Source organism: Shewanella sp. M16 (assembly GCF_018224605.1).
GTDB lineage: Bacteria > Pseudomonadota > Gammaproteobacteria > Enterobacterales > Shewanellaceae > Shewanella > Shewanella oncorhynchi.
In genome coordinates, this window is sequence record NZ_JAGTUL010000003.1 from 142,065 (window position 1) to 164,804 (window position 22,740).

Annotated in this window: 18 protein-coding genes and 4 tRNA genes; 14 read left to right on the forward strand and 8 right to left on the reverse strand. The window is 45.9% G+C overall.

All coding sequences use genetic code 11. The features are described 5' to 3' along the window. Window positions 1-71 precede the first annotated feature (71 nt). Window positions 72-2,480 carry a zinc-dependent metalloprotease gene (locus KFE26_RS03135; protein ID WP_212599638.1) on the forward strand — a complete coding sequence of 803 codons (2,409 nt, stop codon included), beginning with the start codon at window positions 72-74 and terminating at the stop codon, window positions 2,478-2,480. A 20-nt stretch (window positions 2,481-2,500) separates the two neighbouring features. Here the strand turns inward: KFE26_RS03135 and KFE26_RS03140 are convergent, their stop codons facing one another. Further along, window positions 2,501-4,309, reverse strand: a complete 1,809-nt coding sequence (locus KFE26_RS03140) for a protein kinase domain-containing protein (RefSeq protein WP_212599639.1) — start codon at window positions 4,307-4,309, stop codon at window positions 2,501-2,503. A gap of 249 nt (window positions 4,310-4,558) precedes the next feature. On the opposite strand from KFE26_RS03140, the gene KFE26_RS03145 reads away from it, so the two are divergent. Both KFE26_RS03145 and KFE26_RS03150 read left to right on the forward strand, forming a co-directional pair. Continuing rightward, on the forward strand, window positions 4,559-4,900 hold the full coding sequence (locus tag KFE26_RS03145) for a hypothetical protein (protein ID WP_105250285.1): 342 nt from the start codon (window positions 4,559-4,561) through the stop codon (window positions 4,898-4,900). A gap of 102 nt (window positions 4,901-5,002) precedes the next feature. Then, window positions 5,003-5,659 (forward strand): thiopurine S-methyltransferase, encoded by a 657-nt coding sequence (locus KFE26_RS03150; RefSeq protein WP_212599640.1) that lies wholly within the window; start codon window positions 5,003-5,005, stop codon window positions 5,657-5,659. A 260-nt stretch (window positions 5,660-5,919) separates the two neighbouring features. Here KFE26_RS03150 and KFE26_RS03155 read toward each other — a convergent pair whose 3' ends face one another. Next, window positions 5,920-6,111 (reverse strand): bacterioferritin-associated ferredoxin, encoded by a 192-nt coding sequence (locus KFE26_RS03155; protein WP_076498521.1) that lies wholly within the window; start codon window positions 6,109-6,111, stop codon window positions 5,920-5,922. 261 nt (window positions 6,112-6,372) lie between these two features. On the opposite strand from KFE26_RS03155, the gene KFE26_RS03160 reads away from it, so the two are divergent. Next, window positions 6,373-7,947, forward strand: a complete 1,575-nt coding sequence (locus tag KFE26_RS03160) for a PAS domain-containing methyl-accepting chemotaxis protein (protein WP_131523963.1) — start codon at window positions 6,373-6,375, stop codon at window positions 7,945-7,947. Window positions 7,948-8,033: 86 nt separating this feature from the next. Here KFE26_RS03160 and KFE26_RS03165 read toward each other — a convergent pair whose 3' ends face one another. Then, window positions 8,034-8,969, reverse strand: coding sequence for a D-2-hydroxyacid dehydrogenase (locus tag KFE26_RS03165; protein ID WP_212599641.1), 936 nt, complete (start codon window positions 8,967-8,969; stop codon window positions 8,034-8,036). A gap of 92 nt (window positions 8,970-9,061) precedes the next feature. Between KFE26_RS03165 and KFE26_RS03170 the strand changes: the two genes are divergently transcribed. After that, complete coding sequence (locus KFE26_RS03170) at window positions 9,062-9,397, forward strand: DUF3392 domain-containing protein (RefSeq protein WP_113939153.1); 336 nt, start codon at window positions 9,062-9,064, stop codon at window positions 9,395-9,397. Window positions 9,398-9,417: 20 nt separating this feature from the next. On the opposite strand, the gene KFE26_RS03175 is transcribed toward KFE26_RS03170, so the two are convergent. From KFE26_RS03175 to rsgA, 5 genes are all read right to left on the reverse strand, one after another. Then, window positions 9,418-10,140, reverse strand: a complete 723-nt coding sequence (locus KFE26_RS03175; protein WP_212599642.1) for a glycerophosphodiester phosphodiesterase family protein — start codon at window positions 10,138-10,140, stop codon at window positions 9,418-9,420. A gap of 14 nt (window positions 10,141-10,154) precedes the next feature. Then, window positions 10,155-13,358: a mechanosensitive ion channel domain-containing protein gene (locus KFE26_RS03180; RefSeq protein WP_212599676.1), complete on the reverse strand. Its 3,204-nt coding sequence runs from the start codon at window positions 13,356-13,358 to the stop codon at window positions 10,155-10,157. A 68-nt stretch (window positions 13,359-13,426) separates the two neighbouring features. Beyond that, entirely contained in the window at window positions 13,427-14,308 is an 882-nt protein-coding gene (locus KFE26_RS03185; RefSeq protein WP_212599643.1) for a DMT family transporter, read from the reverse strand. Between the two features lie 6 nt (window positions 14,309-14,314). Next, window positions 14,315-15,193 (reverse strand): archaetidylserine decarboxylase, encoded by an 879-nt coding sequence (asd, locus tag KFE26_RS03190; protein WP_212599644.1) that lies wholly within the window; start codon window positions 15,191-15,193, stop codon window positions 14,315-14,317. Between the two features lie 62 nt (window positions 15,194-15,255). Then, on the reverse strand, window positions 15,256-16,320 hold the full coding sequence (rsgA, locus tag KFE26_RS03195; protein WP_105250279.1) for a small ribosomal subunit biogenesis GTPase RsgA: 1,065 nt from the start codon (window positions 16,318-16,320) through the stop codon (window positions 15,256-15,258). A 112-nt stretch (window positions 16,321-16,432) separates the two neighbouring features. On the opposite strand from rsgA, the gene orn reads away from it, so the two are divergent. From orn to KFE26_RS03240, 9 genes are all read left to right on the forward strand, one after another. Then, the gene (orn, locus tag KFE26_RS03200; protein WP_006080044.1) at window positions 16,433-16,978 is read left to right on the forward strand and encodes an oligoribonuclease; all 546 of its coding nucleotides are present in this window, start codon (window positions 16,433-16,435) and stop codon (window positions 16,976-16,978) included. Between the two features lie 269 nt (window positions 16,979-17,247). Next, a tRNA-Gly gene (locus KFE26_RS03205) sits at window positions 17,248-17,323 on the forward strand. 42 nt (window positions 17,324-17,365) lie between these two features. Further along, window positions 17,366-17,441 (forward strand) — tRNA-Gly (locus KFE26_RS03210). Between the two features lie 126 nt (window positions 17,442-17,567). Beyond that, window positions 17,568-17,643 (forward strand) — tRNA-Gly (locus KFE26_RS03215). Between the two features lie 121 nt (window positions 17,644-17,764). After that, window positions 17,765-17,840 (forward strand) — tRNA-Gly (locus KFE26_RS03220). A 661-nt stretch (window positions 17,841-18,501) separates the two neighbouring features. Then, window positions 18,502-18,957: a hypothetical protein gene (locus KFE26_RS03225; RefSeq protein WP_028761762.1), complete on the forward strand. Its 456-nt coding sequence runs from the start codon at window positions 18,502-18,504 to the stop codon at window positions 18,955-18,957. A gap of 267 nt (window positions 18,958-19,224) precedes the next feature. Then, window positions 19,225-20,709, forward strand: coding sequence for an NAD(P)H-hydrate dehydratase (locus tag KFE26_RS03230; RefSeq protein WP_212599645.1), 1,485 nt, complete (start codon window positions 19,225-19,227; stop codon window positions 20,707-20,709). Window positions 20,710-20,811: 102 nt separating this feature from the next. After that, entirely contained in the window at window positions 20,812-21,270 is a 459-nt protein-coding gene (tsaE, locus tag KFE26_RS03235) for a tRNA (adenosine(37)-N6)-threonylcarbamoyltransferase complex ATPase subunit type 1 TsaE (RefSeq protein WP_212599646.1), read from the forward strand. 8 nt (window positions 21,271-21,278) lie between these two features. Next, window positions 21,279-22,736 (forward strand): N-acetylmuramoyl-L-alanine amidase, encoded by a 1,458-nt coding sequence (locus tag KFE26_RS03240; RefSeq protein WP_212599647.1) that lies wholly within the window; start codon window positions 21,279-21,281, stop codon window positions 22,734-22,736. Window positions 22,737-22,740: the final 4 nt, after the last annotated feature.

Here is a 22,740-nt window from a genome sequence, read left to right on the forward strand (position 1 = left end):
AGATAAGCAGTCATCAAAGATGCCAATGACTTATAAGGTAAATAACGCAGCCAGCCGAATCAGGAGGAAAGATGAAACCTCAAAGTGTAGCCTTAGCCTTATTTATAGCGCTGTTAGGATTTCCCACCGTTACGGTCGCGGCAGCCGCGCCTAGCGCCAAGATCATTAAGCAGGGCCAAGAGGCGAAAGGGTTTCTTAATCTCTATTACGAGGAGTCTGAGGGAGAGTTATATCTTGAGGTCAATCGTTTAAATCAACCTTTTATCTTAGTTACTAGCCTGCCACAGGGCGTAGGCTCAAACGACATTGGTCTCGATCGTGGCCAACTGGGTCAGACCCGTATGGTGCAGTTTGAGCGCCAAGGTCCCTATGTTTTACTCAAGCAACTCAATACTCAATATCGTGCGAATACCTCTGATGCCGCCGAGCAAAGAGCGGTTGAAGAAGCCTTTGCCGATTCTGTGTTATGGCAAGGCAAAGTGATTGAGGGCAAGCCAGATTTAGTAGCGATTAACGATTTGGTGCTCAATGATTTACACGGCGTGTCTTCCGTATTGCAACAAACAGAGCAGGGCAATTATCAGCTCGATTTGAGCCGTTCTGTCATCTTACCCAAAGGGATTAAATCCTTTGAGAAAAACGCCGATGTGGATGTGCAACTGACGTTCAAAGGCGATGTTGCTGGTGCGCAGGTCGCACAGGTAACACCCGATGGTACCTTAATGTCGGTGCGGATGCGTTATTCTTTTGTTGAGCTTCCCGATACCGATTATCAGCCGCGGGCTTATCATCCTATGAGTGGTTATTTGTCCGATGAGTATCGCGATTATGCCACGCCCTTTAACCAACCTTTAGTGCAGCGTTTTATCCTACGTCACCGTTTACAGAAAGTGCATCCAGGCCCTGCGCCAAGCGAAGTCGTTAAACCTATTACTTATTATCTCGATTCTGGCGTGCCAGAACCTATACGGTCGGCGTTGCTCGATGGCGCGCGCTGGTGGGAGACGGCTTTTACTCGCGCCGGATTTATCAACGGCTTTAAAGTTGAGTTATTGCCAGCAGATGCCGATCCGCAGGATATTCGCTACAACATGATCCAATGGGTGCACAGGGCGACGCGGGGTTGGTCCTATGGCGCTGCACTGACCGATCCACGCACTGGTGAAATCATTAAGGGTCAAGTCACGCTCGGCAGCTTGCGTGTGCGGCAGGATTACTTGATTGCCAAAGGCTTAACCGCTGGCTGGCAGGATAGAGTGGCGGCCGAGAAAGCGGCGACAGCCTTGTCGCTGGCGCGTATTCGCCAACTGGCCGCCCATGAAGTTGGCCATACCTTAGGGCTTGATCATAACTTTGCCGCTTCGACCAATCAGGATGCCTCTGTGATGGATTATCCCCATCCGAAAATCCAGCTAAAGGGCAATGATATTGATATTTCCGCGCCTTACACTACAGGTGTTGGCCCTTGGGATGATTTTGCTATCGCCTATGGCTATAGCGAACAAGGCGATGCTCGCACCCAACAAGCGTTGCAAGTCGATTTACTGGCCGATGTGGCGAAACGTGGCTTACGTTATATCGGTGAGGCCGATTCTCGCCAAAAGGATGCGAGTCAGGCCTATGCCAGTTTGTGGGATAGTGGTGACGATCCGATCGAGCAACTAGGTAAGCTCGACAAAATTCGCACTAAGGCGATTGCGGGATTCTCCAGTGCGGCCTTGTTAGCCAATGAGCCACTGGGCGAGCTAGCCGATGCCTTTGCGCCAATTTATTTGCTGACGCGTTATCAAATCGATGCGGTTGCTAAGTTTATTGGCGGCACTGACTATAACTATCAATCCATAGGTGAAGGCAGCCGCTGGAGCTATATTGCGCCGCAATTGCAGTTAACGGGTTTAGACGCACTGCTTAAAACCTTAGATGCGGCGAGTTTAACTGTGCCGCAAACCTTGCTCGACAGTTTAGTACCAAAGGCGGGGAATTATCATGCCACGCGGGAATCCTTCGACTCAGGTTTAGGCGCAATTAACGATCCTCTCGGCATGGCTGAAGTATTTAGCCGTCATACTGTTAGCTTGCTATTGATGCCTAAGCGTTTGAATCGTGTCAGCCAAGCATCCATGGCAGATAGCGAGCAGTTATCGGTGACAACATTACTGGATAAGTTATTCGCGGCGACCTTGTATCAAGAAGACAAGCTTGGGCTGGTCGAAGGCGTGTGGATGCGAGTGAACGCTGTGGTGATTGATGAAGTACTGGCAACACTGCACAATCCTCAAACCTCACCAGAGGTGAGGGCTGCGATTAACGATCGCGCTCAGTTTGTGATTAAGCAATTGAAAGCGAAGTCGAATCGAGCGAATGTGAGTCTTGCGGCGCACTATACTTGGTTGCAACAGGGTCTGGCTGCGGGTTTGACCGATGCTAAGGTTAAGCTTATTCCTAAGCCGTTAACCCTACCGCCGGGATCACCGATTTAATCCGATGAACATAGGCGCCATTAGGCGCCTATTTCTTTTGGATTTTTCGGATAAAAGTGATCGGCTTTACGCTCTAGATGAGTAAAGCGGCGGGTGTTTTTGTAGGGCAGTTTCATAAAGCCCGATACGCCGTGACCTTGTATTTTTCCGACATGGTGCAAGATGCGATCGAGGCTCGCGCGAAACGCTGCTTGCTTACGTGGATTGAGCAGCTTCAAGTAACTGTGAATTTTTAAGTGATTCGGCAGCGCCTCAAAAATGATGCAGCCTGTGTGGTGAATTTGGTTGATGCGGGCTAATTCTTCCATGATTTCATGGGGTAATTCGAGGTTCTCATCGGGATCTTTACCGTCTTCAAAATAAGAATGTAAGCGCGACTTATCTTCTAAGGTGGGTACGTCACCGACTTCGAAGGGCAACTGCAGTGCGGCACTGGCGACAAAAGGCTCGCTGATATCTGTTCGCTCGATATGCAGCGTGTCTTTGGCGTTAAAGAAACAGGCTTTAAACACCCCAATACGTTTAATTCCCCGCGCCAGATCCACCATATTGTTGACCGCAATGATCAAGGCACTTTTTTGCTTTGCATCGTAAATAGCAAGATTGGAGTCGATAAACACGCCGGTTTCTTGCCAGTGGATCGCGAGACCGCCCACGATTGGATATTGCGCTAACCGACCCACGGCGGCGATAAAACCTTTTTCGGTATCGCCCATGCCCGCGAGGAAGTTGCGGTAATATTTTTCGAGCTGAATATCATCCATCTTAGCGATGGGATCTTGGGCGTTGTGTTCCTTTAAAAAGGATTTACGCGAACTGTAGCTGACGGTTTCAACATCTTTGTCGCGGGATTGTACCCAAACAGGAATTTCACCCTGTAAATCAGCTTTGGGCAGTTCAGGTAAGTGCAGTCTGTGGCTGTGGCGCATACTTTTTAAAAAATAATCGCCGGCGATATTACGCTGCTCAGGATCTGTGCTGAGCATGCCCTCTAAGGTACGGGCTAATTCTATCGGTAAGCCAATGCTGGTGGGTGAAATCACCTGTGCACCGAAGCGGCTTGCTTGCCCAGAGGCGAGGGCATACAGAGTCGCGGCAACTCCTTGCTCGTCAAAGCGCGGGCTGGAGAGTGCTCCATTGAGTTGCTCTTCGCCGATAAAATACACATCACCCATGCGGGCGTTGGTATGTTGTTGATCGCTAGACATTAACGCCATCACATTGTCTTCGACGGGTTTGTTATGTTCATCCCGCTGCGCAAATACCGCTGAGCCCCAATCGATTAACGATAAGTGTTGTTGTTCAATATCGTAAACCAGATTTGAAGGTTTGATATCGCCGTGCACTAAAGGCTTGCCCGTGCGCAGGTAATACAAGATATCGGCGAGTTGGCGGGCGATGCTCATGACCATAGCTGTAGGCAGGGCGCCCATGCGGCGGCAAAGTTGGTCGAGATCTTCCCCTTTTGCCCGTTCCATCACGAGTATGCCTTGCTTGCCGACTCGCTCAAATTTGATCGCGCCCGGCACATTGGGATGTTTGAGTAAGGAGAGCATAAAGGCTTCTTCTTCGAGCCTATCTTGAATATGTTGCGGCAAATTAATCCGTGAAAACTTAAACACATGGGCATCGCCCGCTTGATTGATACCCGCAAACACGAAACCGTAGGCGCCTTTGCCGACCAATTCGATATCGGTATAACCTAATTTGCTCAGCTGTTGTTTACAGAGGCGGATCCACGCCTTGTGTTTACGGGCATCATTGGCTTTGAGCAAGTAAATGGATTGCTCTTCAGAAATATAAAAATGCTGCAGCTGCGGTGTTTGCAAATTGTGCTCCTTGTTTTGTTCATTTAACCAGTAAGCAGGGGAGATAATCAAATAGCGGATGGCTTTATTTTAGTATTTTGAATGGCATTGATGATCAGCGTCAGGCGCGGCTTACCTATACGATCATTTCGTCACTGACTTTGACTTACATCAAATTAAATCCTCGCGACTATAGGTAATCTTTGGGGCATTAGATGGAATCAATTTTTGTTAATTAACCCACAGACAAAGTGCAGCTAAGGAGGGCGTATGCCCACCCAATATAAAGCCTTGTTGATCGAACTTTTGGAATATCCGCGTAAGCGTATTTTACAGTCAATGGAAGTGACCCATTGCCCGCATGCGGTATTTTTTAATGATAGAGACGAGCAATGTTTAACTTGTCATCAGGGCATGGAATGTATCTGGATGAACCAGAATGACGAGCTGGTGGCCGTGAACGAAAAATCGATTGCCGAGTTAAAACAGCAGTTGTTGATCGCCGTGGACTTTATCGACTCATCTTTAAGCCCACATCATTTATCACGCCGTCAATGCCAATGCGATAACTGTGTTTGGCTGCGTAAAGTGCAAGCTACGTTAGATCAGTAAGTGAGTCTTTACATTGCTGAGTTTGCCGAATGGCAGGAGGCTTTGCATCCACTTTAAAATGTCATTAGAGTAAGGACAACATTAGCGAATAGAGATAAAACCATGGAACCCGGTTTTTGGCATGAAAAGTGGCAGCAGCAACAGATAGGTTTTCATCAGCAAGACATCAATCCTTTCCTCGTTAAGTATTGGCAGCAGCTTGCATTACCCGCAGACACCAAGGTTTTTGTGCCCTTATGTGGTAAGTCGCTAGACATGTGTTTCCTCGCAGAACAGGGGCATCAGGTCATAGGTTGTGAGTTGAATGAATTGGCAGTACAGCAATTTTTTAGCGATAACCAACTCGAGATGACGCAAACTGCCGTGGGTGAACACCAGCATTATCAAACTGAACAGATCAGCTTGTATCAGGGTGATATTTTCACCCTACCTAAGGCTATCACTCAAGACGTGACGGCATTTTATGATCGCGCGGCTTTGATCGCATGGCCAGAAAGTATGCGTGCACAATATGCCAAGCAGTTAGCGAGCTTATTACCTAGCGGCAGTGTCGGTTTATTAGTGACTTTAGATTATCCGCAAGAATCCCTTATCGGCCCACCTTTTGCGGCATCCCCTACTTGGGTAGAGCAGCATCTGAGTGAGGATTTTGATATTGAAGTATTAGCGTCGCAAGATGTGTTGGCCGACAATCCACGTTTTATTAAGAAAGCCGTGCCTTGGCTTAATGAAGCGGCCTATTTGTTGAAACGTAAGTAGGCTTGACTCGGAAGTTGGATCTGTAACCCCATTGAATTATTCGCGGCTTTCGAGCTTGGAGTTCAGTGGGGCTTATCATTAAAACATCATATCTAAAGATTAGGCTGGCAAGATTATTTAAGACGAAGTGACAGACAGATAGAAGGCTTTGTTGTCGCGGGACTTTTTTGGATTGAGTTTGCTTGAGTCAGCGTGGTTTTAACTTGTCGGAACTTTGTTCGTGAGTGAGTTACCCTTTACCACGCTATTCGTGATGAATTCTATGCGACTTCGTAATAATTAGGCTCAAGCTCTAGTTGATTCTGAATGATCTGCACTGCCATTCTGGCGCATTTACCACATTGATCGGCAACACCTAAGCGCTTTTTTACGTCAGCAAGCGAGCTATCGCCCTGGCTTACTGCGTTTTTAATTTGCGTATCAGTGATCGCATGGCAAAGACAAACGTACATATATTAGTCTCCAATCGAATTACGCCAATTCTAAATGAAAACGCTTATCAAATGCAATCATGTTTTTTGGGTGATTTTCATACTTTAACGCTTTTGTTACATGGCGCACGTTTTATCGTCTATGCTAGGTGTGTTTTAGCATTAAAAAGCTAGGCAGTTTTAGAAGTAGGTTTAGGAATACAGAGTCAGGGTGATGATGCCTCACGGATGGATAACTCATGGATGAATAACGAAGAATTAATCAAAGATCCATAAGGTTTCATGAGAACTAATCTACCAGTTACACAGCGAGAATATGATTATCCAGCGGATTGGATTTTATTGTCGACTACGGATACTCAAAGTCATATCACTTACGCCAATCAATCTTTCTGTACCGTTGCCGGTTACGACCTCGATGCCATGCTAGGCAAGCCCCACAACATGGTGCGTCATCCAGATATGCCTCCGCAAGCGTTTGAAGATCTGTGGCGATGTATCAAAAAAGGCGAGCCTTGGAAAGGGATAGTGAAAAACCGCTGCGCCAATGGCGATCACTATTGGGTCGATGCCTATGTCTCACCGATTTCAGTTAATGGCAAAGTCGTCGAGTTTCAATCTGTACGCACTAAACCCACACGCGATCAGGTTAAGCGTGCAGAAATAGCCTATGCAGAGTTGAACAAAAAGGGCAGCGTCAGTGCGTTAAAACGTACCTTGGATATGCCAGTTAAATTGCTGTTACTCGCATTGGTTGCCATGCTACCTATGTTTTACCTTGCTCTGCAAATTGGCTTAATGGGCTTTATTGCCCTAGCGATAAGTCTCCTAGTATTGCTGGTGGGCGGCAATCTGGTGCTGAGTCGCTATTACGCGATAGTGGCTAAGGCGAAGCATATCTACGATAATCCGCTGATGGCCCATATCTATAGTGGTAACTGTGACGATCTTGGCGCGATTGATTTAGCACTGCAAATGCAGAATTCAGAGCTTAAGTCGATTCTTGGGCGTGCATCGGATTCCTGTTATAACGTGTCAGAACAGGCCAAAATATCTGCCGCCAAGGGCAAACAAATCCAGAGTACCAGTCAGGCTCAACTATCTGAAATAGAACAAGTTGCTACAGCGATGCAGGAAATGACCGCCACATTAGGCGATATGTCCTCCAATTGTGCCGATGCTGCGAGTGCCACGCAAATGGCATCCGCTGAAACTATCAATGGTGATAAAACGGTGTCGAGTACTATTCGCTCGATTCAAGCTATGGCGGAGCAGCTGCAACAAACGTCAAAAGTGATTACTGAGTTAGAAGCCCACAGTAAAGATATTGGCACAGTGCTCGATGTTATTCAGAGTATTGCGGGTCAGACGAATTTACTGGCATTGAATGCGGCAATTGAAGCGGCTCGAGCGGGTGAGCAAGGTCGTGGCTTCGCTGTCGTTGCTGACGAAGTGCGGGCACTGGCACAACGTACTCACGATGCCACCAAAGAAATCCACAGTATGATTAATCTGTTGCAGCAGGGGACGAATAAAGCTGTTATCAGTATGCAGCAAGGAGTGGTTGCCGCTTCCGAATGTATTTCAACGGCGGATTTAGCGGGTACGGCATTACGTACGATTCGTGAGGCCATTTCGACCATTACCGATATGACGCACCATATTGCCAGCGCGGTTGAAGAGCAATCGAGTGTGGCAAATGAGATGAATCGCAGCGTGGTGAATGTGTCGCAATTTACCCATTCTAGTCATCAACTCGGCAGTGAAATGGTCGGCTTGAATGACGAAGTGACCCGCGAGATGGATTCTCACTCGGTATTGGTCGAGCAATTCTTAAAGCGTAGCTTTAGGATTTAACTGACTAAAATTTAAGATAAAAAAGGCAATAGTCTGACTATTGCCTTTTTTTTTACTGATTTCTAACTCAATTTCTTATCTCTGATCTAATAACCTTTACTAAAGTCGACTCGATTCTGCAGTGGTTCACCCATGATGTAGCGGCGATAGTTTTGGCTAAAGATATCGACGATTTGTGCAGGATGGCTTGGCGCCGAAATATGCGGCGTGATCACGGCATTTTCCCGTTCCCAAATAGGGTGGCTATTGGGCAAAGGTTCCTGAGCAAATACATCGAGGATTGCTTGCTGACTAGGATTAGCGATCAGCTGGGTATTTAGCACATCGAGAGCGAGTGCATCACCGCGGCCAACATTAAACAGCACTGCATCAGTTTTTAACATAGCTAACATGTCAGCATTGAGAAGATTGTGCGTTGCAGGAGTGCTTGGCAGTAGATTTGCAACCACATCAGCCTGTGTTAACACTTGGCCTAAATTGGACATAGCTTCTATGATATCAAAACCTTCTACGGCATCACCGCTGCTATTGATACCAGTAACATGCATGCCAAAGTGCTTTGCTGTCTTTGCGAGATGCTGGGCAATTGAGCCAGTACCGAGTAAGAGTAATCGCATTCCCTGTAGGCTTGAATGGCGCTGCTGGGGTTGAATCAGCCACTGTTTTTGTCCTTGTTGCTGGCGATAAAAACGATGGCCGCGGATATGCGCGAGTAAATAACCGAATAGATACTCGCTCATCAGCGGGCCGAAAATGCCTTTAATATTGGTGAGTTGATAGTCTTTTCTGCCCCTTGGGCTTATCAGGGCATCTATGCCAGCAAAGCTTGATTGTAACCATTGCAGATTTTTAGCATGGGGCAATAGGGGCGCGGCGAGTTTAGGTTCGGCTAACCAAATATCTGCATCAATTATGCCCGCTGGATTATCATCGAGTAACGTTAAATCTGGGAGACTCTGCGCCGCAATCAAGTCGCGGTACTGTTGATTTGCCTTTGTTAGCAAGAGTAACTTGTGCCCCATGGCGTCTCCCTTTATGCTTGGTTATTGTTATTTTTCAATACGCTGTCGCGGCCACTCAGATGGATTGCGCTGCATCTTTTTAGGTTAAGTCTATGTTTGATCAATTAGTCGCCATTATTGCCCAGTTAGGTAATATGCTTCGCCCTTGGGCCTTCGATATTGCTACCGCTATGGTGGTGTGTCTTATTTTGGTTTTTTCAGCGGATGTAAATCGTATCTTAAGGCGTCATTTGTTGGGGCATTCTTTTGTGCTGCGGACATTTGTTTTTATTATTGTGAATGCCTTTGGCTATGGCCTATTGATCGTGAAAGCCACGCCTTGGGTGGCAAGACACATAGTGGCTATGCCATCCCATTGGATGTTTCTGTTAATTGTGGCCATGTTTATTTTTATCGGTTATTGGGCTCAGCGAAATAGCCAAGCTTAATATCGTTATTATTTTTGCCGTTACTCAAAGTAGCCAGAGTAATTGGCCATTGCCTTTTGAGTTAAGGCTTGCATGGCGCGATCGGGGTAATTGCTGAACACGCCATCGACACCTATCTGCTTAAGCGCATGAATATCATCAATATGATCGACAGTATAAACATAAACCTTGGCACCTCGGTTATGGGCGTCGTCTACTAGCGCTTGGCTGATAAAACTCACATCTAAATGCAATGAATAGGCATTCAGTTCGCTTACCACGGCAGCCCCTTCGAGTGGAATACTGGCAAGCAGTGGTGCGACTAACGCATCCGGCAACACCTGTTTAAGTTCATGCAGATAGGGGTGATTAAAGGAAGAGATCAGTAACTGCTCCTTCGTAAACCCAAGCTGACTCATAGCCTTTGGGTATAAGTCGATTAACGGCGTGACGGTATTAATGCCTTTTAACTCTATATTGACTATGCAGCGCCCCGCAATCAGCTCAAGTACTTGCCATAGCGTCGGAATGGATTCACCTTTCACATTGATGCTTGCTAGATAATCCTTGCTCACTAAGTGAATGACGCCCGTGCCCGAGCTTTTATTATCGAGTCGTCTGTCGTGAAACACGACTAACTCACCTTCGACATTATGTACATCGAGTTCGACGGCTTGTGCACCCAATTCTAACGCTTTAGCCATGGCGGCTAAGGTATTTTCGGCCTGATAACCGCAGGCGCCGCGGTGAGCAAAAATAAGCATGGTCTGCGATCCTATTAGCTTCTAATAATGCCTTGTTGCTCGCGATTTTGACCATTCTTAATATGGATTTCCATCTGCGGGTAGGCGAGTTCGAGATTGTTTTCTTTGAGTTTTTTAGTCACTCGTTTATGTAAATCATGGCGCAGTGGCCAGCGTGCCGACATATCTTTCGCATAGGCGCGCACTTCATAATCTTGGGTATGTTTACCAAAGCCGGCAAACCAGACTTCAGGTTCTGGGCTGGCAAGTGCATCTTCACACTCTTGCACCGCTTGATACAGGGTCGCTTCAACTTTGGCAGGGTCTGAATCCCGCGCCACCGACACATAAACAATGACCCGAGTAATAGGATCTGACAAGGACCAGTTGATCAGCTGCTCTGTGATAAAGGCCTTGTTCGGGATGATAATTTCCTTTCTATCCCAGTCAATAATGGTGGTCGCCCGAATTTGGATTTTACTGACTGTCCCTGTTAAATCACGAATTGTCACTGTGTCGCCAATCCGCACGGGTTTCTCAAACAAAATGATCAAACCTGAGATAAAGTTGGCGAAAATTTCTTGCAGACCAAAACCTAAACCGAGAGACAGTGCGGCAATCAGCCATTGCAACTTAGACCATTCCATCCCGAGATTAGAGAAGCCGATTAATAGTCCGAGGAAAACCACCAGATAACGACTGACGGTTGTGATCGCAAAACCCGTTCCAGGCGAGAGATCAAGCCTTTGCAGGATCATTAGCTCAAGTAGGCCGGGTAAATTGGTGGCAATCATTAACGAGAAACCCACCACTATCAGTCCAAACATCAGTGACTTCATGGTAATGGGTAATTGTTGCTCTAAGCCATTCACACTGGTATTGGTCGTCCATAGCGTAATACCATCGAGGAAGGAAAACAGCGCCGTATGGGTTTGAGTCCACAGACCAATCAAACTGGCTAAAAAGGCTAATAACAAGAGTGAACGCACTAGACCAAGGGATTGGCTCGAAATGGTTTCGAGATCGACTACGGGTTCTTCGTAGGTATCGAGTCCATCGACGGAAGGGTGATGTGTTTCGCCTTTTTCTCTTTGTGCTAAGCGCTCTGCACGTTTTGCCTTCGCGCGATCGAAGGCGATACGGCGGCGTTCGATTAACATCCATCGTTTGATCAATTGGTATAAGAGCAAGAAACCCAGACCCAGCACGATCGATAATTGCAGTTGTAACAGCATTTGGAAAGCGGTGAAGTAGTAACCCCTAAAGGCTAACACGGCGCTTAAAAGCGGCACAGAAATCAGCAAGGTCCAGAGCATTTTCTGAATGAGTTTTTTGTTTTTACCGTCTTTCTTGGCATCTGAGTTTTTACGGCTGAGGATTAAAATATCTTTGTATAACAAGAATAAAACGATACAGAAAATAATAAATGCGCCGCGGCCTATGCTATTACGCACCAGTGATGTGTCGAGCACTTCGGTAAAGCCCATCAGACCCAATAATGGGCTAGCAATCAGCACAAAGTGTCTGAGCCGTGATTGTCCCGCTTGGATGAGTTTTGAGGGGCGTTTGAAATGGCCCACGAGTACGCCTTTGTCGAGTGTCAGAATAAAGATAAAGCGATATAAGAGATACACTAAACCAATCGCCAGTATGCCCATACCCACAGCTTGCACAAAATTGCGATCGGAATGATAGAAAATCAATCCCGCCATGATCACTGGGAAAGGTTTTATCAACGCATAGCTGATACTGCAGGCGAGCGCTTTGAGAGTGTAAATGAATTTATCTTGGGTCACATTGCCCACATAAGTGGTGTAATGATTTAGCAAGCGATTGAATTTAGGCGTGATCAAGTCTTGTACGACTAAACACAGTACCAGCAATATGATCCACCAAGACCAATAATCGTTTTGTTCATCCCAGGCTTTTCCCAGTTCATCCCACTGTGCTTGTTGCACAAGCCAAACCGTGCTGCGCTCAAGATCCGTAAGCCATAACTTACTGATACTTGCAGCGTTAGGCACCCAGAATAAATGTTCGTTAAGGGTATTTTTTAGGGTGAGATTCTGTTGACTCAGTTGTTGGTAATTGACCTTCAGCTTGCCTAATTCACTCAAGTATTGGTCATAGCTTTGCATCAACTGCGAGATCAAACTCTGTTGCGAGTGTAAGAGCTTAATCTGCTGCTCATTGTATAAGCCGGGTTGTTCTAATTCTTGCTCATTGAGGGCTTGTTGCTGCTCTAAATGGTATCTGTCTAAGCGCGCATCGGCGATCAGCGTTTGCAGTTTTTCGTGATTCGGTGGTTTAGGCAGTGATTGCAACATCTGCAAAAAGCGCTCACCAAAGGCGGAGTTCATTTTGACCCAAGTGATCTGCTCTTGGATGTTTGCCAATTGTTTAGCTTGGGATTGATATTGGGTTTCTGCCTGTTCCTGCTGTTCGACCACATTATTGATCTGCAAAGTTAACGTTTGCAGCTTTTGGCCGTAAATCTGGTTAGTGTCGGCAATATTACGGGTGATAGGATCGATGACTTTTTCGGTATTAACTAAGTTTTTGGCTAGGGTGGCATCCGTTTGTTGCTGACGTTGTTTATTGATTGCCTTATTGATGGTTTCGATCAAGGCTTCTTGCTGCACCAGTTGTTGGCGGACTAGCTGTAATTGTAATTGCGTCAGTTCAATGCGTTTTTGGCTGCTGGCAAGTTCTGCTTCATCGGTGGCAAGGCTTTGTTCAAAGAAGAGTCGTTGAGTTTGCTGTAACTCTCCCGTAGGGGTATCTAGCGGGGCGAGTTCTGCTTTTTTGTTTTGGGCGACAGTTTGCCTCGCGCTGGCGATAACGGTAGGTAAGTCATTGTGACGTAGCAATAAATCGTTAACTTGTCGGCCAAGGGTGGATTCGCTTTCTTTAAGTTCAGACAAGCGAATATAGGCCATGGAAGCCTGCTGGCTGAGGTCAGTACCTTTTTCTAGTGATAAAGGCTTATAGGCGTCTTTCAGCGCTTGGTTAGTGCGCTTCTTATGTTGCTCAAAATCAATCTGCGCTTGTTGGAAACTGGCTGCGTTGGTGGCGAGTTTTTCTATGTTAATTTTTAGTTCGTTAATTTGTTCGTCAATGCTGAGATTTTGTTGCTGATCTTGCTTGTTCATGCCAAGACGTTTGTCCAATTGCAAAGGCGAATTGGCAAGTGCGGAAAATGTGAAAAAAGCAATAATGAACAATAAAATACGTGGCATATAGGCTAAAGACATTTAGGGGCGAAAGACGCTCCATATTAGCCAAATTGCGTTGAGATTGGTATGTTTCAGGCGTTCTTTTTTCGCCGCTGTGATTGGTGCGATTGATGGGTTTCGAAGATGGCGGTAGCGACTATGATAGTGCCACCAATTAGAGTGTTGAGATTGAGCTCTTCACCTAAAATGATCAGCGCTAACATGGCGCCATAAAAGGGTTGTAAGCAAGAGACTAGCCCAACCGTTTTGGCGCTGAGTTGCCTCAGCGCAGAAGTAAATAGCGCATGTGGCGCTGCGGTAAAGACGACGCCGAGTAAAATAATTAATCCCCACACTTCTAATGTGATACTGCCCAGTTCCGTTTGGTGCCACGGCATCAGGAACACCACCGCGACCAAAGTTTGATAGAACATGGCATGGGGGCCGCTGTACTGGGAAAAGTAGCGTTTGTGCAATAAGTTACGGGTGGTGAACAAGATGGCAGACACTATGCCGATGGCAATGCCCAGCGTAGTGTCGTTACCTAAATTTGCCTCAGGGATCAGTAATATCACCCCAATCAGCACTAATACACCGCTGATCATATCGTGTAATTTTATCTTATTACCTGTCAGCAACGGCTCGGCAATCACTGTCATCACCGGATAGGTGAAAAACGCAATCATGCCAATGGCGACCGACGATAATTGCATGGCCGCAAAATAAGTCACCCAATGCAGGCTGACGATAACCCCAAGCCCGATTGCGACTAGATAATCTTGTTTGCTTGCCAGCGTTAAACGTTTGCGGCTGAATTTGACTAGCAAACCTAACACTGTGGCTGCGACGATACAGCGTAGAAAGGTGATGTCGAGGGCACTGAGCGGGATTAATTTAGAAAACAAAGCTGTGCCGCCAAATAGCAGCACAGCCAGATGCAATTCAATTAATCCCGAAGGTTTAGCAGAACTCAAGAAAGCTTAATCCGCTTGCTTAACGTCTTTCAGGTTAGCGAAGGCTTGTCCCATACGAGTCACTGCTTCGGCTTCGACACCTTCAGCAAAGGTCGCGATAGCATCTTTAGCAAACAACATCACTACAGTACTGCCTAACTTGAAGCGACCCATTTCCTCACCTTTGTCTAAGGTGATGGCATCTGGGCCTTGGGTTGGATATTCCCAAGTGAAGACTTGCTTACCTGTCGGCGGCGTGACTGTGCCAGCCCATACAGTTTCAATACTGGCAACAATTGTTGCGCCAACCAATACCATGGCCAATGGACCTAATTCGGTTTCAAAAATCGCCACAACGCGTTCGTTACGGGCAAATAGACCGGGTACGTGTCTCGCCGTTAACGGATTCACCGAAAACAGTTCGCCAGGTACATAGGTCATTTTTGATAACGTGCCTTTAATCGGCATGTGGATACGGTGATAGTCTTTAGGCGCCAGATAGATAGTCGCAAAATCACCGCCTTCGAAGCGTTTAGCATCTTCGGCTTGATCGCCAAGCAAAGTTAACGATGAATAGTGATGACCCTTAGCTTGGAAGATGCGACCGTTTTTGATGGGGCCTAACTGACTTACCGCACCATCGACGGGATGTACCATGATATCGGCGTCCATGTCTAACGGACGAATACCGGGTTTAAGGGCGCGGGTAAAAAAGGCATTAAAGCTTTTATAGGCTTCAGGCTCACTCTGCGCCGCTTCGCTCATGTCGATTTTATATTGTTTGATAAACCACTTGATGGCGGCAGTGGTCAAGGTGCCAGCTTCGGCTGCAGCGAGTTTACCCACTAAACGAGATAACAAGTGTTTTGGCAGCATGTACTGCAGCGCTATTTTGACTTTATCCAATTTCAATTCCTTTTCTTACTGCTCAATCTTTGCTGAGACTGTTGTTATTTATCAATAAGTCGTTATTCATCAGTGGCCGCACGGAAATGGCGGGCATGACGTTGTTCATCTAAGCTGGCGATAATTTTATGGTAATTATTAAAGCGATCTGCGCTGATCTTACCTTGGCTCAGGGCTTCTTGCAGTGCACAGCCGGGATCGTCACCGTGTTTACAATCGCGGAATTTACATGCGCCAAGATACTCGCGAAACTCGATAAAGCACCAGCCGACACGTTGTGCAGGAAGATGCCATAGGGCGAATTCGCGCACGCCCGGAGAGTCAATCAAATCGCCGCCACTAGGCAAGTGCAACAGCTTAGCAGTGGTAGTAGTGTGTTGACCTAAACCTGAGTTATCGGAAACATCGCCGATAATAAGCTCTGCATCGGGTAGTAATGCATTGATGATCGATGATTTACCCACACCAGATTGGCCGGCAAACACGCTGACTTTATCTTTGAGTATGCCTTTGATGGTATCGATACCATCGCCAAGCTTGCTGCTGACCTTATAAACCGGATAGCCAATGTCTTTGTAGCGCTGTAGCGCTTCGTCGATTGCCTGCGCTTCATCGGGATTGAGCAAGTCAATTTTATTCAAAATGATGATAGGCGGAATATCGGTATCTTCAGCGGCCACTAAATAACGGTCGATGATCTGGGTGGTAAAGCTGGGTAATACCGAGGAGACAATCAAAATTTGGTCGATATTCGAGGCGATGATTTTCACGCCATCGTATAAATCTGGGCGTGTAAGTGATGAGCGACGTGGATGAACGGCTTCAACAATACCTGCGATGCCGCTATTGGCTTGGCTCTCAATGGCTAAGCGTACGATCACTTTATCGCCAGTCACTAAACTGGTGACGGCACGGCGAATATTACAGCGCACAATTTGGCCGCTTTCAGTTTCTATGTCGGCATGTTGGCCAAAACGTGAAATCACAGTACCGGGCTGTTCTTGCCCCAATGAACTATCCTGTAACTCTGGCGTATTTTTATCGCCACTATCACGATTGAGTCGCTTCTCGTGATTAGCGCGCATACGGCGTAATTGACCTTGGCTTAGGGGTTTCTTTTTACTCACTGATTCGTCTTCGTCAATTAGGTGATTTTTTGTGTTGGAAAAAAGCAGTATGATACACACTCTTGAATAAAAAAGCCTGAATTTAGGCTAACTGACACGATAAGGCTGATTTATGACGGCAGATGTAAATAATCTCATTTGGATCGATTTGGAAATGACAGGGTTAGAGCCCGACGTCGACAGGATCATTGAAATTGCCACTTTAGTGACAGATCAAGAACTCAATATTATCGGTCAAGGTCCGGTTATCGCGATTCATCAGTCAGATGATGTGCTGGCCGCTATGGATGATTGGAATCAAAAGCACCATGGTGAGTCTGGGTTGATTGACCGCGTTCGTGCTAGCCAAGAAACCGAAGCGCAAGCTGTGGCCAAGACGATTGCCTTCTTAGAACAGTATGTTCCTAAGGGCGCCTCTCCAATGTGTGGTAACAGCATTGGTCAAGATAGACGCTTTTTAAATCGTTATATGCGCGAGTTGGAAGATTATTTCCACTACCGCAACGTGGATGTCAGTACGATTAAGGAGCTAGTGAAGCGTTGGAGTCCAGAAACTATGGCGGGCTTTAAGAAGCAAAATACTCACCAAGCCCTGCAGGATATCCAAGAGTCGATTGCTGAATTGCAGTATTATCGCAGCAAAGTATTTAAAATTTGACCGATCAGTAGATAAATATGCAAGAAGGGGTTGCAGCCGCATGAATTTTTCATATAATGCGGCCTCAACTTTTTGATGCGAACAGAGATGTGCGGTCATTTAGATTGAATGCGACATTAGCTCAGTTGATAAAGGTTAAAGGCGATACCTTTGTTAATGTTGAAGGCAAATGTAGCAGCGATGCAAAAAGCGACATTAGCTCAGTTGATAAAGGTTGATAGACGATACCTTTATCAATGTTGAAGGCAAATGTAGCAGCGATACAAAAGGCGACATTAGCTCAGTTGGTAGAGCGATACCTTGCCAAGGTATAGGTCATCGGTTCGAACCCGATATGTCGCTCCAAATTAAAATTTAGTGATTTGCCAAATCATTAATACAGATTATGCGACATTAGCTCAGTTGGTAGAGCGATACCTTGCCAAGGTATAGGTCATCGGTTCGAACCCGATATGTCGCTCCAAATTAAAACTTAGTGATTTACCAAATCATTAATACAGATTATGCGACATTACATTAGCTCAGTTGATAAAGGTTGATAGACGATACCTTTTTGAATGTTGAAGGCTGATGTGACAGCGATAATTATGCGACATTAGCTCAGTTGGTAGAGCGATACCTTGCCAAGGTATAGGTCATCGGTTCGAACCCGATATGTCGCTCCAAATTGAAACTTAGTGATTTACCAAATCATTAACACAGATTATGCGACATTAGCTCAGTTGATAAAGGTTGATAAACGATACCTTTTTGAATGTTAAAGGCTGATGTGACAGCGATAATTATGCGACATTAGCTCAGTTGGTAGAGCGATACCTTGCCAAGGTATAGGTCATCGGTTCGAACCCGATATGTCGCTCCAATTTCCTAAATATTCCACTATCACATTACTCAATTGACATTAGCTCAGTTGTGATTTTTGATATGGCGATACCTTTGTGATTGTTAAATTAGTCAAGGTATAGGTCATAGATTCGAACCGCTCTTGATCAAAATCATGTCGCTCCAATTTCAATAAATCCCTCCAAAATTATTTTATCCAACATCATTTCAATCGTGTTGCTCATATTGCTATCACTTATAATGCTTAGCCGTTGACTAAGGCATAGATCATTGCTCGAACCTCTCCCTGTCAAAATCATTTCGCTGTACTTCCGTTAAACTCTTCAACAACTACTTTTTCACATCATTCCCTCAATTAGTTCGTCTATATTTGTCTTGATTCACTGCCATCTACCTCAAGCGCTCTATCTCAGATTCACCATGCACAACCAAAGACTTACGAATACCCTTTGGGCTAAGTGCGTTGAGATCTCTTTTGGCTTTTCTCTTTTATACAAAACAGTGTGATAGGATTTAGATGCGTGATCTATAGCGTGTTTCTTCAAGTTTTCCTAAATTAGATAGCTGCGTGAAAGTTAAATTATGACCTTGTTCAAATATTCGTAACGCTTTTACTCACATAATGGAATTAGACAAAATTAATAGCGCCAAGTAGTTGGCCTGACAATGGAGTGCATTATATGCGTATTCAACAATTACGTGATCTACTCGAGTATGTGGCAAATTGCCGCTTAGATATGGCGCAACTCTATGGCCGACTCAACAATCAAGCTGACTCGGCTCGTGTGAAAATGATGTTGGAGTATTTTGAATCACACCAAAAAACCATGGCAGAAAAACTGCGTGATTATATGGATGAAGCACCACATCGTATTCTTGATACTTGGTATAAAGACTTCACTTTTGAAGACTTTACTAAGCGTTGCCAAGATACTATGTTGCCCGCAAACATGAATGAAGATGATGTGCTCAACTTACATTTAGACCTAGAGAATCGTCTGATTGGTTTGTTAGAAAAAACAGTTAACTCGACCACGGCGGAAGATGCGCGCAATGCGTTAGCCAATTTGATCCGAGTAGAGAAAACTCAGCAGCAACGTTTAGTCCATAGTACGATTCGGATGGACGATATCTAAACCGTCATTTCTTCTCGATTCTCAAAGCCAGCCCAGTGCTGGCTTTGGTTTTTATGTCGACTTTGTATCGGCAACTTTTACTCTACTTTGCTCCATTTGGGCGGGTTTCTGCGCCTGAACTGATTTACGTCATAATTTCTCGCTGCTTTTTTTGCTACTTTCTTGATCTATTGGCTGATTTTTATTGGCTTGCTCAATTCTGCCAAGACTTCTATGGTGAGATTACTCATTGTGAAATGGAGTCATTGGTGTCTAAGGAGATCCTTCATGGCACAAGATCTATCGCAATTTCCCAAAGCTCTATACACCCAAACACAAGTTCGCGAAGCGGAACTGAGTGCAGTGTCTCAGGGAGTATCTAGTCTCTATGAATTGGTCGAGCGTGCTGGCGCGGCGGCTTTTGAGTGTTTAGCGAAACATAGCTCCAAAGTCTTACCTGTGTTAATCCTTGCCGGCAGCGGTAACAATGGTGCCGATGCTTTAGTGTGCGCTTGTTTAGCCCGTGCCAGTGGTATGGACGTTTCTGTGATGATGACGTCAGCGGCAGGTACACCTGAGTGTCAGCAAGCATTGACCCATTATCTTGCTGAAGGTGGAAAATTACTGCCGTTAGAGGTTGAACCTATTCTCGCTGCGAAAATCATAGTCGATGGTCTGTTAGGTACGGGTGTACGTGATGCTGTGCGCGACGATATGGCTAAATATATCCGTGCCATCAATGACAATTCGGCTTGGGTATTGAGCCTTGATTTACCCTCTGGAGTCATTGCTGATACAGGCGCCGTAGCAGGTGTTGCTGTGATGGCGGATATCACCTTATGTTTTGGTGGTGTAAAGCAAGGTGTGTTAACAGGTAAGGCGCGGCATTACAGTGGCGAGCTTGAATTTGCAGATTTAGGATTAACGCCTTTCTTTGCTGAAGCGAGCGCACAAAGAGTAGGAAGAGAGACTCTTAAGGACTATTTTGCCGCCCGAGCACGGGATAGCCATAAAGGCCAATCGGGAAAAGTCACTGTCATCGGCGGTGATATAGGCATGGCTGGGGCTGTGAGACTGGCAAGTGAGGCTTGCCTACGTGCAGGCGCGGGATTAGTCACTGTGATCAGTCGACCTGAGCATCAACTGACGGTGAATGTCTCCCGTCCTGAACTGATGTTTTGGGGTTGTGATTTAGTCGATATGGAAGTGTATCTGCGCCTTGGTTGGGCGCAGGTTATCGTGCTTGGCCCTGGTTTAGGTAAGCATGACTGGGGGTATAATTTGTTTAAAGCCGTGGGCTTGAGCGATAAGCCTTGTGTTTTAGATGCCGATGCATTGAATCTGCTCAGTAACGAACCAAGGCGCCAAACGAATTGGGTATTAACACCACATCCGGGTGAGGCGGCGCGTTTACTTGGTTGTACCGTGGTCGATATTGAACAGGACAGATTTGCCGCTGTTCGCGCTATACAGCAAAAGTACGGCGGTGTTGTATTACTAAAGGGCGCAGGAACGGTCATTTTTGATGGTCAGCAAATGGTAGTGGCACCAGTCGGTAACCCTGGGCTTGCCAGTGGTGGGTGTGGCGATGTGTTATCTGGTATTATAGGCGCGCTCATGGCTCAGGGAATGGATAATATGCAGGCAACTGTGCTTGGCGTAGTCGTACATGGTTGCGCTGCCGATCTTGCGGCAATACAGGGAGAACGGGGTATGTTAGCGAGCGATTTAATGCCTTTTATTCGCCAATTAGTGAATAGTGATTTACTCTAGGCGGAATGTGAGACTCAAGCGGGGCTGGACTTTGTTATGTGCCCTGTGCCTTTTTAGGATTGAGTCGCTTCTCCATCAATAATAGCAGTGATATAAGCGGATATGACAGAGTTAACTTTTTTCTTAGACAACGAAGACGACACTATTGCGGTTGGGCAAAAATTAGCCCGCCATGTCCAAGCGCCTTTGACTCTGTATCTTACGGGTGATTTAGGAGCCGGTAAAACGACGCTGAGTCGTGGCTTAATTCAGGGATTGGGCCATAAAGGTGCCGTTAAAAGCCCGACTTACACTTTAGTTGAACCTTATGAGTTAGAAGGTGTCGAAGTTTATCATTTTGATTTGTATCGTTTAAACGATCCAGAAGAACTCGAGTTTATGGGGATCCGTGATTACTTTACGGATAAAAGTCTGTGCATTGTTGAATGGCCAGATAAGGGAGAGGGTTTACTGCCCGCTGCCGATGTCCATATGCATTTAAGTTATCAACATAGTGGGCGAGAAATACGCATAGAGGCCTTGTCTGAGCCAGGTGAAAAGTTATTAAAAGCGATAAAATAAAAACTAAAATGATAAAAAATAACCCGTATTTTCAAATTATTATTCTTTCTTTATGTTCTTTTTTCTCTGTGGTGGCCCATGCTGCTAATCAGTTAGAAAGCGTACGTATTTGGGCCGCGCCTGAGTCAACTCGAATCGTGTTTGACTTGAGTGGAGTGCCTGATTACACCTATTTCTCTTTAGATGGCCCTAATCGTTTAGTGGTGGATTTAAAAAAGACCACTGCTAAAGTTGTGCTTAAAAATCTTGAAAATAACAGTAAGTTGGTTAAGGGCGTGCGGATCAGTAAGTCACCCACTAAAGGTGATTTGCGCTTAGTGATCGATCTCGTAAAGCCGTTGAATGCAAGCTTGTTTTCTTTGCCTGTTACTGCGCCCTATGGCAATCGTCTCGTGGTTGATTTAGAAGATAAAACGTTAACTACTGCAACGGCTATCGTGTCATCTACACCCGTCAAAACTGTCACCCAAGCGGCGCAATCATCCCGCGATATTGTCATTGCTATTGATGCGGGTCATGGTGGCGACGATCCTGGCTCCATTGGTCCTTCTGGTGTTTATGAAAAAAAGGTCGCCCTAGAAATCGCCAGACGTGTTTCCAGCAAAATCAATGACACGCCAGGCATGCGTGCTGTGATGATCCGTACTGGTGATTATTTTGTGAATTTAAATAAACGCTCTGAACTGGCGCGCAACAGTAAGGCAGATCTGCTGATTTCTATCCATGCGGATGCCTTTACCTCGCCCAATCCACGTGGCGCCTCCGTATGGGTGCTATCAATGCGTCGTGCTAATAGTGAAATTGGTCGTTGGTTAGAGCAAAAAGAGAAACACTCTGAGCTGCTGGGCGGCGCGGGTGAGATTATCCAAAACACGGATAATGAACAGTATTTGGCCATGACGCTGCTCGATATGTCAATGAACAGTTCGATGGCAATTGGCCATTCTGTTGCGGGGGATATTTTAAAAGATTTAGGTGGCGTGACTCAATTGCATAAAAGTCGCCCTGAGTCCGCGAGTTTAGCCGTGCTGAAGTCACCGGATATTCCTTCAATCTTGGTTGAAACGGGCTTTATTTCAAACCCTAAAGAAGAGCGTTTACTGTCGAGTAGTCGCCATCAAGAGAGCATTGCCAATGCTATTTATAAGGGTGTGAGCCGTTACTATCACAACAATCCGCCAGCGGATACTTTGCTTGCCCAAAGAAGGGGAGGAAGCTCTAGCAGTGCTAAGCCGGCCAAAACCACAGCAAAAGCATCAGCAGAAAGAACGTCAACTGAAAGAACGCCTACAGCCTATGTTGGTGATGCCGTATCGACAAAGGTTAAACATAAGGTCCGCCGCGGAGAATCTTTATCTGCAATCGCGCAACGTTACAGTGTGCCTATGTCCAGCATCAAACAAGCGAATGGAATGAAGTCCGATGTGGTGCAGTTAGGGCAAACGCTAGTCATACCCCAGAGTTAAATAG

Coding starts and splice junctions, on each gene's coding strand:
- KFE26_RS03155 (WP_076498521.1), bottom strand. CDS start 6,111: ATGTACGTTTGTCTTTGCCATGCGATCACTGATACGCAAATTAAAAAC.
- KFE26_RS03150 (WP_212599640.1), top strand. CDS start 5,003: ATGGAACCCGGTTTTTGGCATGAAAAGTGGCAGCAGCAACAGATAGGT.
- KFE26_RS03225 (WP_028761762.1), top strand. CDS start 18,502: ATGCGTATTCAACAATTACGTGATCTACTCGAGTATGTGGCAAATTGC.
- KFE26_RS03230 (WP_212599645.1), top strand. CDS start 19,225: ATGGCACAAGATCTATCGCAATTTCCCAAAGCTCTATACACCCAAACA.
- KFE26_RS03240 (WP_212599647.1), top strand. CDS start 21,279: ATGATAAAAAATAACCCGTATTTTCAAATTATTATTCTTTCTTTATGT.
- KFE26_RS03160 (WP_131523963.1), top strand. CDS start 6,373: ATGAGAACTAATCTACCAGTTACACAGCGAGAATATGATTATCCAGCG.
- orn (WP_006080044.1), top strand. CDS start 16,433: ATGACGGCAGATGTAAATAATCTCATTTGGATCGATTTGGAAATGACA.
- tsaE (WP_212599646.1), top strand. CDS start 20,812: ATGACAGAGTTAACTTTTTTCTTAGACAACGAAGACGACACTATTGCG.
- KFE26_RS03175 (WP_212599642.1), bottom strand. CDS start 10,140: ATGCTTATTTTTGCTCACCGCGGCGCCTGCGGTTATCAGGCCGAAAAT.
- KFE26_RS03135 (WP_212599638.1), top strand. CDS start 72: ATGAAACCTCAAAGTGTAGCCTTAGCCTTATTTATAGCGCTGTTAGGA.
- KFE26_RS03165 (WP_212599641.1), bottom strand. CDS start 8,969: ATGGGGCACAAGTTACTCTTGCTAACAAAGGCAAATCAACAGTACCGC.
- KFE26_RS03145 (WP_105250285.1), top strand. CDS start 4,559: ATGCCCACCCAATATAAAGCCTTGTTGATCGAACTTTTGGAATATCCG.
- KFE26_RS03170 (WP_113939153.1), top strand. CDS start 9,062: ATGTTTGATCAATTAGTCGCCATTATTGCCCAGTTAGGTAATATGCTT.
- KFE26_RS03180 (WP_212599676.1), bottom strand. CDS start 13,358: ATGCCACGTATTTTATTGTTCATTATTGCTTTTTTCACATTTTCCGCA.